The sequence below is a fragment of the Streptomyces sp. KLMMK genome (assembly GCF_036961605.1).
Lineage (GTDB): Bacteria > Actinomycetota > Actinomycetes > Streptomycetales > Streptomycetaceae > Streptomyces > Streptomyces telluris.
This window is the reverse complement of the sequence record NZ_JBAMDC010000024.1, coordinates 19,842-30,966: the sequence shown is the minus strand read 5'-3', so window position 1 is coordinate 30,966 and position 11,125 is coordinate 19,842. Positions and strand designations below refer to the sequence as shown.

The window sequence follows — 11,125 nt, the reverse complement described above, 5'->3', positions numbered from 1 at the left end:
AACCCCGTTCAGCGCTGAGGGACGTTAGCGTCTCCCCCAGGGCAGCCGTAGACAGCGGGCGACCCGTCACCACGCCTCTACGGCCCCTGACCTGCACACATACCGGAGAATCCATAAGGATTCCCGAGGTATCCACGACATTCCAGCTCCATCACGTCTCGCGAGGTCACATCCCTGACCATCCATGGCGAAACATGAACGGTACGTAATACACGCCTGTCAGATGGCACGCCACCGTTCACAGAGAAAGTCCAGACTCGGAGACAACGCTCCACGTCATGAGCCTTCAGACCTCGCGCCGAAACCGGTAAGGCACAGGGCCGGCGCCCCCAAGAGGGTCTCTTCGGGGCGCCGGCACGCGGGGTTCGTGCACCCGCACGGCCAACGACACGACACCGACCGTTGTCACGGCCAGCCGGCCCGGCCAAGAGGCGTCAGGCGGAGAGGGCGCGCAGGTAGGCCACGGCCTCCCGGGCGGCCTGCTGGTTGTCCTCTTCCCCGGCCTGACCGGCCAGGCGCTCCAGTTCCTCCAGCAGGCCGGCGAACCCGGTCAGGACGACCAGGGGGACGGGCACGGTCTGGACCGCGGCCAGCGCCGCACGGGCCCGCGCGGCCGGCGACTGCAGATCTGTGTCACCGTCGGCAGGGATCAGGGCGCGACGACCGCGCCCCAGGGCAGGGGCGGGGTTCGGGGTGCTCGGAGTGCTCACCCACCCAGTCTCCTGCCCGACCCCGCCCCACACCGCGCCCGGGGTAGACATCCCGGGGTGGGGTGTACTGTCCCATGACAGCCGGGCCCACCGCAGATACCGCTTCCACGACAGTGACCCCGCGCTCACTCAACACCTCACAAGCGAAAACATCCCGGTCTGCTGCCGGACCTCCGCGACGGTGCGGTCGAATGGGCAGGCATTCGACCGCACCGTCGGTGTGGCAGAGGTCTCGGACGGTTACCGGACGATGGCCGACGGGGGGCGTGCCGAAGGTGTTCCTCGTGCCGTGAACGCGGTACGACGACCGGCCCCCGATGGGTCAGCGGCCGTCCGGGGAACGGTTGACGAGGGCGTCCTGGAACCGCCGTGATGCTTGCGCGTTGAGGATGCAGTGTGCCGCCGCCACGGTGAACTCGTCCGCTAGCCGGTCGGCGGACGTGCCCTGTGCCATGGCATCCCAGTGGATGAGGCGTTGCTGTTCCCGCTCCCACATCCGTGTCATGCCGTCCAGGGCGGCCAGCGCGTCGTCGGCGCGGAGGGCCAGGCGCTGGACCTGGCCTTGCAGGGTGATGAATACGCCAGCCTGGAGGTTGTCCATGGTCAGTTGCGTCAGTTCCCGGCCGTATTCCGCGATGTCTGCCTTCGCGCGGTTCATGGCGGCTTGGGCGTCGTCGAGGGCCTGGGAAACGCTCGGGAAGAGGTAGGGCTGTTCCACGGCCGTCTTGACGCTCTTGTACACGGCTGGGATCTTCTTCGCCTCGTCGAAGAAGGCCATTGCGTCGTCGGCGATGGCCTTGGTGTTCCATGCGGCGGTGGACCGGGCCAGCGAGAGTCCGGCCTGTATGACGGTTCCGGCCGCGCCGAAGACCTCCTCGGCGGAGAGGGCCAGCTCGATGCCGGTGACCAGTGCTCCGGGAATGGCCTTGGTCGCACCCAGCGCGATCTCGGCGTTGTTCTTCTGGAGCCGTTGTTCCAGGGCGGCGAGGCTGGTGCGGATCGTGGTGATCTCGCCGCTGGGGCCGGTGTAGTTCTTCTCCAGGGCCTTTGCTTCGGTGTCGAAACGGACGTGATCGTCGTCGACGAGATTTTTGAAGGCAAGGAGCTGGGTCTTGGAGTCGGCCGTACCGGCCTGGAACGAGGATGCCTGCTGTCCCAGGTCGTCCAGCACCTCACGGAGGTCCGGCAGTGCCGCTTTGTCCCCTGCGGCGATGCGGCCGGAGAGCTCGGTCACGTACGGCAGGTAGGAGGTGTAGGCGTTGGCGTAGCCGAGGATGTCGGCGAGCGGCTGGAGCAGTGCGACCTGGTAGGTACCGCTCCACTTGGCGGCGTGGCTGCGGGCCAGGGCCTGGGCCTCGGGCAAGGTGGGGATGAGATCCAGGGTCAGGTCCGGCTGGGCGGTAATGCCGGCGGCCGCTGCGGTGAGCAGCTGGCAGGCGGTGAAGAGCGACTCGACCGGGGCGGCGACTGCGGGGTCGGGAGTGCCGGGCTTCCGCGGGGGTGTCGTGGTGGTCACTGGTGGGCCTCTTCGTCGAGCAGTTGGCAGAGGTGTCCGGCGAGGTCGTTGACGTTCTTCACGGTGGCGTTGAGCCGAGCGGTGACGAATGCCTTGGAGACGGTGGCCGTCTTGTTGACCGACGTGGCGACGTTGTCGATGATCCCGCAGGTTTCATCGAGGCCGGTGCCGAGGGCGCGGAGGGCGGTCTCGGCTTCGCAGACCGACTGCTTGAGCGCGGCCAGGCATTTGATCAGCTGGTGGAGGTAGCACTCCTCGGCGGCGAGGGTGAAGCTCTGCGACATCAGGGAGCTGAAGTCGTTCCCCGAGGCCAGGACCATGAGATGCGTCGCGGCGTACTGGAGTGCCTTGAGCCTGGCCAGTTGCGTCGCGAGGTCCTTCCCCAGTTGCTCCTGGAGGCCCTGGTCGCTCGCGATCTTCGCGGAGACCGCGTTCATGTCCTCGTTGAAGGCCGAGACGTCGGCGGTCAGCGCCTGGTCGAGGTTGCTGACCGCGTCATGAGCCGAGACCAGATCATGTCGGCGGTCCTCAAGGGCGGTCTTCGTGCTCTGCAGCAGCGCGACGAAGTCCGCCCGGGCCAACGAGGCGAGCTCTGTCAGGCGTGGAGCGGTGTCGCCCACGTATTGGGTGGTGAATGCCTGCACCGTGCGCAGCTGCTCTTCGACGGTGTGCTGGGTCGAGTCCAGCCAGGTCCGTGCGTGCCCTTGGAGTTTCTCCACATGGGCCGACAGCTCAGGGAAGCCCGAGGTGTCTCCCAGCTGAGTGTCGAGGATGTCCTGCGCCGTTCGCCGGACGGCCGGGAACAGGGGGGTCGTTGCGGTCACGATGTCAGGCCGCCTTGGTCAGGTCGACCTGGTACGTGAAGGTGGTCATCTGCTGATCGATCTCGACCGCCTTGGTGTGGACATCATTCCAGTCCTTCTTGGCGGTGTTGAGCTTGATCTGCAGGATCCTGCTGTTGACCTTGTCCTTGTCCGTGAACGTTTCCGTGCGCTTCATGTACTCGATGACGGTCTTGAACCTGGTCAGCAGCTGGTTCCAGGTGGTCAGCATGGTCCCGAGGGCGTCTGCCGCCAGCTTGCAGGCGTCGCGGAGACCGGTGAACTGCGTTCCGAGGCCGTGCAGGACGGCGAGTTCCGTCTCCAGGTCGGCCAGCTGCGTGATCGCCGCGGCCATATCCCGCTTGGCGCTGTCGTAGTCAACCGAGCCGGCGATGGTCGCGCCCGCGCCGCCGAGAGCCAGGGCGGCGCCGGCGATGATGATGCCCGTCGATCCGCCGCCGGTGGGGATCTCGGCCAGCGCTCCGACGGCGATGGTGAGAGCACCGAGCACGACGCCCACCGAGCCGGCCGCAGCCAGCGTCAGATCGCGCGACATGCGCTTGCTAAGAGCATCTATGTTCGCCCGGATCGCGTCGATCTCCCCCTGTTCCCCCTCATACACCGAGTGGGCTTTGTCGATGATCTTCTGGAAGTTCCCGTGGTCGGTTTCCACGTCGGTGTAGAAGGGGCTGAGCGCGTCGCGCGCGGCCTGGGCGTTGTCCCGGAGGCTCTCGATGCTCGACACCAGGTCGCTCAGTCCGTCGATGAAGTCCTGCTTGTTGCTGCCGGTGTTGATGTCCTTGGCCATGTCCACCAGCGGGTCGTAGTACGAGTCGAAGTCGTTGGCGAAGCCCAGCAGGTCGGTGTTGGTCTGGATGAGCTTCGGCGCCAGGGAGTCCCGCCACGTCTGGCCGTGGCTCTTGGCGGTGGTCTGGAACTGCTCGAGGTTCTCGATCTTGTCGAGCTTCACGGTCGGCTGCTCGAGGATCATCGTGACGTACGTCTCGACCGCGGTACGGGCACCCGCGGTGTCCATGGCGTGCTGACTGATGGCGCCGTTGGTGTCGAAGGCGGGCTCGTCTGCGTCAGCGAGAAGATGCAACACGGCTGAGTCTCCAATGTGTGAAAACGGTCAAGTGACAAGCGATGGCGGGATGCCGTCCCAGTGCTGCGGACCCGTAGGCGAGCAGACCCGTCCGTCGGGTATGTGACAGCCCGGGACGGTGTGCTCGACACGCTGTACGGCAGGGTGCGGTCGCGCTGGGTGGCTGAGTGCGGGTGCGGCGGTCACGTCGCGCCCGCACTCTTGTTACCTGCCGGTATCAAAGCGTTCGACTGCCACCAGCAAAGAACCGGAGAGGATAGATCCGGACACCGGATCCTGATGACCTTGGTTGCACCCAGGAAGGGCCTGGTCCGTACCACGACCTGGCTGCCCGTGTCGGTCTGGGGTGATCATCCCCAGTTGTCGCATGGCTCGGCACTTACTGGTCCGCTGCCGCGACTGAAGGATCGAGGGCGCCGATATGACTCAAGATCATCTACCGAATGAGGCGGCGCACCCGGCTCTACCCCCGCGAACGCCACAGAGAACGGCCGACGGATGCGCGGACCAGGCACGGATGCAAGCCGATCCGGCACATCTACCAGCGAACTCACGGACCGGCAGACCGACGCACACGGTGGATACCCTGCTCGGTTGCCTCTCCCTGCCATATTCCGGCTGCCCTCCTTCCCATACGGCCTCGGCCTCGGGGAACGCGCGGCGGCTCAGATCCCGCATCGCGGCAGTCTGCCGCTCCACCGTTTCCGCGATGGGCGGGTCCACCCAGCGCTGCGGAACGGGCCGCAGGCACGCGCCCCCGGCACCGGGGACGGGGCCCGGCAGCGAGGGCCGGACGGACGAACGCACACGCCGGAAGCCGGAAGGCCCAGTGACACCAGGGCGCCCCTTCGAGGCCGGCGGGGGCAATCAGGCCCCAGATGAAGGTGCCGGTCTCGGCATAGAACTGCCCGTGGCCACCGAGGCGTGGCTGTACTTGTCGAAGTCCAGGTCCGCGACCACGGCGAGCACCGGAGACGTCAGCGGTAGCGGCGTGCGGCGGCGCGGCACTGACACCCAGCGCCGCGCCGATCCCAACCCAGCCGTCGCCGGCCGCGCGGTCAGCGGCGACCGCGGCCGCGACCGCCGCGCGGGCCGTCTCCAGCAGCTCCGGGGCGGCGGGGGTGGAGGACTTGGCGGCTGCGGACCGGACCCGAAGTCATCGATCAACGCCGAGTTCTACGAGCTGGAGGCCGGCCGCCATGTACCCCCGGACCGGGTGTGGTCGGCATGGCTGTGCGGCGACCACCTCGTCACCGAGCGGCGCGAGGTGCTCCGGCAGTTCGCCAACGGCATCGACACACCGGGCACCGGGTCCACCACGCCTTCCTCGCCTCGGTACGCGTCCTCGGGGGAAGGCGTCGACATCACCGGCGAGCGGGGCGTGGAAGCCGTCTGCTTCGCCGACACCCGCGGCTCACAGGTCAAGATCGTCCAGAACATCGGCCGCGCGCTCCGGCCCAACAAGGACGGCTCCACCAAGATCGCGCGCATCATCGTGCCCCCCGGCGAGGACCTCACCGACATGGTCGCCTCCGCCAGCTTCCGCCCCCTCTTAGCCGTCCTCCAGGGCCTGCGCAGCCACGACGAGCGCCTGGTCGAGCAACTCGCCTCCCGCGCGCCCCCGTGCCGTACGTGCCTGAAATCCCCTCAGAGTCGCGGCAAAGACCGTGTCCCACCGAAGTGTGTCGCTTTACGCGGGGGTAGCTTCCTTGCTGGGTGACGTCGCGCCGGTTGCCGGCGGTCAGGGACACCGCGAGCGGGGTGCCGTGCCGGTCGACGATCACATGGTGTTTGCTGCCGGGACGGGCACGGTTGACTGGCGAAGGGCCCGTGTGGGCCCCCCTTTGAGTGCCCGGATGTGGAGCCGTCGATCGAGCAGTCGTCCATGTCGAGGAGGCCGGCGCTGCGGAGCTCGATCAGCAGGGCCTCGCGGAGACGGGGCCAGACCCCGGCCTTGGTCCAGTCCCGCAGGCGCCGCCAGCAGGTCACCCCGCTGCACCCGATCCGTTCGGCGGGAACATCCGACCAGCTCACGCCTTTGCGCGGTACGTACACGATGCCCGCGAGGGCAACACGGTCCTCCACCGGCTTGCGGCCGGGGAAGCGGTGCCGTCGTGGCGGCCGGGCAGGGATCAGCGTGGCTATCCGCTCCCACAGATCACCAGAAACAAGATCATCAACCATCCGGCAGACCCTGCCCGACGCCATGACCAGCTCCCAGCGGCCACACCGAACTCATCCTGAAACGATCAGTAAAGCCCTGGGCCAGCGCCCGCCGACCCGCAGCCGCTGCCCCAGCGCCCAGCCCTGTTACGCGACACCGATGACCGCACCCTGGGCAGACTGAGCGGGCAGGCCGCCCAGGAGTCGCGGGGCGCGGAGCAGGTACATGACGGTGGCGGGCGAGGGGCACTGCCCCTCCTTCTTGCCCTTGGTGATGACGAGGCGGGCGGTGGCGTCCCGCAGGTGAAGGCTGGCTCTTCAACGCAACTGCGGAACATCTCCGGGACCGAGTCCACTACGCCTGGCCAGGGCACGTCGTCGACATATGGGCTCATCTCCGACTCGTGGTCGAAGCCTCGGACATACGCGCCGGCCGGAGAGAAGATGACGTCGAACTCGCCCCCCGAGCCGTTGCGCATGGAGGCGATCTCTTCCGTCTCGGACCAGGCCCGGCTGAATGAGTAGTAGCGCTCACCGTCAGGGTTCAGCACCGTCTCCAGCATAGCTATCGACCGACACCGGTCCCGCAGCGTCGGGATATCAGGAAGAGCCTCAGCAACGTCGTGAACAGTCATGCGGCCTATCCAAGCGCACGCCACTGACAACAGATCCCTCGTTCGCTGAGCGGCAGACCTCGCGACCCAGCCGAGGTGAATTCATCCCGAAGAGTCGCAGATGGTCGACAACGGCAGATGGCAGAAACCGTGATGCTCCTCAACGAGCAAGTCCCCGAGCTCGACAAGCTCATCGAGGCCCGGTGTCGCGACCACCAGCACTTTGAAGTGATCACCAGCATGCCCGGTCTGGGCATCATCCTCGGCGCCAAGTTCCTGGCCGCCACCGGCGGTGACATGGCTCTGTTTGGCACCCCCAACCGCTTCGCTGCCTTCGGGGGCGTTGCACCGGTCCCGCGCGACTCTGGCAAGATCAGCGGCAACCTGCGACGCCCTCAGCGATACAACCGGCGGCTCCAGCGCGTGCTCTATACCTCTGTACTGTTCAGTATCCGAAAGTCCGAGGAATCCCGCTGCTTCTACGACCGCAAGCAGCGATCTGCTGCTTCGCCCTGTCGTGGGGCAACTTCTTCGTCCCCTTCATGCTGCTGCCCTCCCCCGACCGGCTCCCGGCGTCCGTCAGCGTCTTCACATTCTTCGGCAACTTCGGGCAGGTGGCGTACGGGCAGCTCGCGGCGTTCTCAATCCTGTACTCGACGCCGGTCGTCCTGCTGTACGCGCTGATCGCCCGGCGGATGGGGGGCGGCTTCGCGCTGGGCGCGGCGGTCAAGGGCTGAGCGCCCTGCGGGTTCGTGCGGTCGGCCGTTACCTCACCATTCGCCGGGAGTTGTTCCCTGGGAGTGCTGGCGATCGGGCGACAGGGAGGTGCCGGTGCTGACGGAAGCGCTGGAAGGTCTGGCAGCGGCGGGCGGGAGCGCGTTAGTGGGCGCGGCGGCAACGGACGCCTGGCAGGCGGTGCGGACAAGCGCCGCACGCCTGCTCAGCCGCGGGGACGACGGCCAGGAGCAGTACGCGATCGAGCGGCTCGACCGGACCGCCGCCGAGATCGAACGGGCCACGGACGAGGACAGGCAGCAGTTGCGCGACAAGCTGCGGACGCGCTGGACCGGCCAGCTGGAGATGCTCCTCGAAGAGCACCCCGAGGCGGCGGACGAGCTGCGCGAACTGATCGAATGCGTACGGGCCGAGTTGCCGGCGGCGCGGGAGTCGTGGGTGCAGAACAACACAGCCGAGGCGGGCGGGATTCAGTACATCACCCAGGGCGGCGACATCAACGTCGGCCGCGGCCCGGCTGGTGCCTGAGGCCCGGAATGAGCGAGCAGCACAACACAGCGCGCGAGAGCGGCGTCCAGTACATCACCAGCGCCGGTGACATCAACGTCTACCCGCCGCGGGGCGGAGGCGGACGGTTCGCGAAACGGCGGGTCTTGCTGGCGGCCGGCGCGATCGTCGCAGCCGCGGCCACGGCAGTCACCCTGGCCTTGCTGCCGTCGCCGCCGCCGGCGGCCCGGACGAGGGCGGCCGGGAGCTCCGCCCATTCGCCCGCGGGGGTGCCCGCGCATTCCGCGCCCTCGTCGGCTTCTGCGGCCCCCAAGGCCTCGGCGGGTAGCGGGGCGTCCTCCGCGCCGGAACGCCCCGAATCCAGGGACGCGCCGAGCGCGGCCCCGGCTCCGGGCCGCCCGGACGCGGACTCGGACCTGAAGGAGGGGTCAGCTCCCGATTCCCGTGCAGACGGCACGCCACATGCAGCGGTGCGCAGCAAATCGTGGAGCACGTCCTACGTGGACGGCACGGTATGCGCTGTTGGGGACGAATGGACGCAGGTACCCGGCATGACGGGCATCAACTTCCAAGCCTGCACCTACGCGGTGAGCTCCTCCGGTAACGCACAGTTCGGCGTCAAAGTGCGCAATACGAGCAAGCGGCAGGTAGCAGTCGCGGTGTGGGTCGAGTACTGGATGACCAAGCAGCAGTACAACTGTTCAACGCTGTTCCCTCAGGACCATGTCGTGATCGATCCCGGGACGACCTGGTACAGCCAAATGCGGAACTGCATCCGGAGCCTCAAGGGAGAGAAGCACCGCGTCCAGGCCTATGCAGGCGTATCGGAGGAGGGCGGAAGCCCGCGGTATTCCCGCCTTGCACCCTCGCGTGGCGTCGACATCTTCGAGAACGGCACAGCGGTCCCGGTCATCTATCCCAACTGAATCCGTGCCCGCCGGCGGCCGGTCGGCGCGCGCCTCACACTGCCCGCTCGGAGGGTCCGCACCGCACCCCTCCTCCTCCCCCGCCCGGCTGGCCGGAACCGCCACTCGGGGGGATGCCCGCCACTGGCTCAACCGGCGCCGCGCGAGCGCGAGCACCATCACGTCATGGAGCACGGCCCCGTCGTTGCCGCAACCGCCTCGGCGATGGCCCTTGACGCGTTCCACTACGCAGACGGTAGGCACGGACGCCTGGCGGGGGAGGTAGGTTGCGTGTATGCGAGAGGCGTTCTTCGAGTTCATGGCCAGCACCCCGATATCGAACAGCGTGGCGATGCGGTGGACCACGAAGAACCTCACCCTCACAGAGCGGCAGGGCGCCTACTCCGCCGTAGTGACCCTTACGCGATATTCGCACCTGCAGCTGATGCTGCGGGTGAAGAGGCTGGAGCCCAGCAGCCGGTCGCTGGCCTTCGACAGGCTTTACGCACAGCGTTCGGAGATCGGTGAAGAGGCCGACGGCACGCTGGTGGTCGTGACGCCTGCTCCCTTGAGCGTTCGCGTGACCTCTCGAGCCCCTCTGCGGAAACACCGGCGTGGCCGGAAGAACGGCGCGCCGTATGCGAACTTCCAGGAAGGACGGTCCTGGCTCCTGCGCGCTCACGCGGTTGTCTCCGCATCAGTCGCCGCCGCACTCGATGTGCCCGAGGACGCCGAGGGTCGCGTGGAGGACCTGCTTGCAGAAGCGATACGCCTCCACCGTTCCTCCGCGACGCGGCCTGCGGTCCCGTCCGCCCGGCAGCTGGTGCCCTCGACCGGCGGGCCATCGGCGACCGCGGGCCCACAGCCTTCCCCGAGCCTTCCCGCATCCCCGCCGGTACCCTCAAGGGCGGCTGACCCTGAGGGTACGCCGTTTCCACCGTGTCCCGTGTGTGCCCTGCCGGTGCGGGCGGCAGGACGCACGCGTCACCAGCGGTGCGAGAGCCGGTCGTCCGCACAGATTCCCTCGGCGACCGACACGGTCAAGAGCACCGAGGAGGCGACGGCCGAGTACCGCCGCCTGGTCGCACACGTGGAAGAGCGCGAGCCGAGCACACACGGGCAGCGGCGGGAATCCACCAGCCACCTGCCGGTCCGGCTGCCGGCTGCCCGGCAGGCGGTTCTCCTGCGGTGCGCCGGGCAATGTGAGAACCCGGCTTGTGGTGGCCAGCCGGCAGACGTGACCGACAACGGCCATCCCATCCTCGAAGTCGACCACATTCAGCGCATCGCCGCGGGCGGCCGCGACCACCCGCGCCAGATGATCGCGCTCTGCCCGAACTGCCACGCTATGAAGGAACGCGGCCGCAACCGGGCAACGCTCCAGGCCACACTCGCACGGACGGCGCAGAGCCTGCACGACCGCTGGACACAAACACCCTCGACCGTCTTCAGTCACAGCGCCCGCGGAGGGGCCATCCCACCCGAGTGCGCGTGAACGCGATGCGGGTTCGGCGTGTGGCGCGCGGCCGTCGCCGTCCGGTGGTTCTACGCTCCGCTCGTGGGGCAGACTCCGGTTGCGCGACCTCACCGGCTGACCTTCTTGCCGGCAACGGGCAGCGCCTGTCCCGGCGCGCCGCCGAGCAAGCGGCGAGTTGGCCGGGTCAGTCCGAGCGCCGCCAAGCACCGGTTCCTGCCCCCGCCCACGCTTTCTCGGATTCGGGTGTCGGTTCCGCAGATGGTTTCCCCATCAGGTTCAGCGCGTTGAAGCTAGGGCCGTGGAGGGCTCCACCGTTCCGGCTCGGGCCGCCGCACCACGGCTGCTGAGCTGGGTGAAGCGGGTCGGCAACTAAAAGAACCCGCGGACCGAAGGCGGCAGCATCCCGCCGGTCCAGGGCCAACGCGTGACCGTTGCGGTACAGGCGTGACCGGCAGTGTGATGGGGTAGTCGCCGCTGGCTGCGCCCGTGGGGAGCGCAGCGCAGTGGCGTCCTTCAGTGGGTTGCGGCACAGGCCGCCACGCACAGATCTTTCCTAGGCGGGGCGAGGGGCG

7 protein-coding genes and 5 pseudogenes are annotated in these 11,125 nt (G+C 68.0%); 6 read left to right on the top strand and 6 right to left on the bottom strand.

Annotated features, from left to right (window positions below; all coding sequences use genetic code 11):
- Window positions 1–434 precede the first annotated feature (434 nt).
- The 4 genes from V7793_RS07365 to V7793_RS07350 form a co-directional block, all read right to left on the bottom strand.
- Window positions 435–710, bottom strand: a complete 276-nt coding sequence (locus V7793_RS07365; protein ID WP_335582097.1) for a hypothetical protein — start codon at window positions 708–710, stop codon at window positions 435–437.
- Between the two features lie 322 nt (window positions 711–1,032).
- Window positions 1,033–2,226, bottom strand: coding sequence for an HBL/NHE enterotoxin family protein (locus tag V7793_RS07360; protein ID WP_335582096.1), 1,194 nt, complete (start codon window positions 2,224–2,226; stop codon window positions 1,033–1,035).
- Window positions 2,223–3,050, bottom strand: a complete 828-nt coding sequence (locus V7793_RS07355; protein WP_335582095.1) for an HBL/NHE enterotoxin family protein — start codon at window positions 3,048–3,050, stop codon at window positions 2,223–2,225. Before V7793_RS07355 ends, V7793_RS07360 begins: the two co-directional genes overlap by 4 nt.
- A 4-nt stretch (window positions 3,051–3,054) precedes the next feature.
- Window positions 3,055–4,152 (bottom strand): HBL/NHE enterotoxin family protein, encoded by a 1,098-nt coding sequence (locus V7793_RS07350; protein ID WP_335582094.1) that lies wholly within the window; start codon window positions 4,150–4,152, stop codon window positions 3,055–3,057.
- 1,124 nt (window positions 4,153–5,276) lie between these two features.
- Between V7793_RS07350 and V7793_RS07345 the strand changes: the two are divergent.
- Window positions 5,277–5,770, top strand: a pseudogene (locus V7793_RS07345) (DEAD/DEAH box helicase); the annotation flags it as partial.
- A gap of 94 nt (window positions 5,771–5,864) precedes the next feature.
- On the opposite strand, the pseudogene V7793_RS07340 reads toward V7793_RS07345, so the two are convergent.
- A pseudogene (locus V7793_RS07340) lies at window positions 5,865–6,336 on the bottom strand (IS5 family transposase); the annotation flags it as partial.
- A 281-nt stretch (window positions 6,337–6,617) separates the two neighbouring features.
- Window positions 6,618–6,950 (bottom strand): annotated as a pseudogene (locus V7793_RS07335) (hypothetical protein); the annotation flags it as partial.
- Window positions 6,951–7,067: 117 nt separating this feature from the next.
- On the opposite strand from V7793_RS07335, the pseudogene V7793_RS07330 reads away from it, so the two are divergent.
- From V7793_RS07330 to V7793_RS07310, 5 genes and pseudogenes are all read left to right on the top strand, one after another.
- Window positions 7,068–7,424 (top strand): annotated as a pseudogene (locus V7793_RS07330) (IS110 family transposase); the annotation flags it as partial.
- 11 nt (window positions 7,425–7,435) lie between these two features.
- A pseudogene (locus tag V7793_RS07325) lies at window positions 7,436–7,666 on the top strand (carbohydrate ABC transporter permease); the annotation flags it as partial.
- A gap of 94 nt (window positions 7,667–7,760) precedes the next feature.
- Window positions 7,761–8,192 (top strand): hypothetical protein, encoded by a 432-nt coding sequence (locus V7793_RS07320; RefSeq protein ID WP_335582093.1) that lies wholly within the window; start codon window positions 7,761–7,763, stop codon window positions 8,190–8,192.
- Window positions 8,193–8,200: 8 nt separating this feature from the next.
- On the top strand, window positions 8,201–9,097 hold the full coding sequence (locus V7793_RS07315; RefSeq protein ID WP_335582092.1) for a hypothetical protein: 897 nt from the start codon (window positions 8,201–8,203) through the stop codon (window positions 9,095–9,097).
- Window positions 9,098–9,371: 274 nt separating this feature from the next.
- The gene (locus tag V7793_RS07310) at window positions 9,372–10,571 is read left to right on the top strand and encodes an HNH endonuclease signature motif containing protein (protein WP_335582091.1); all 1,200 of its coding nucleotides are present in this window, start codon (window positions 9,372–9,374) and stop codon (window positions 10,569–10,571) included.
- Window positions 10,572–11,125: the final 554 nt, after the last annotated feature.

Coding starts and splice junctions, on each gene's coding strand:
- V7793_RS07315 (WP_335582092.1), top strand. CDS start 8,201: ATGAGCGAGCAGCACAACACAGCGCGCGAGAGCGGCGTCCAGTACATC.
- V7793_RS07310 (WP_335582091.1), top strand. CDS start 9,372: ATGCGAGAGGCGTTCTTCGAGTTCATGGCCAGCACCCCGATATCGAAC.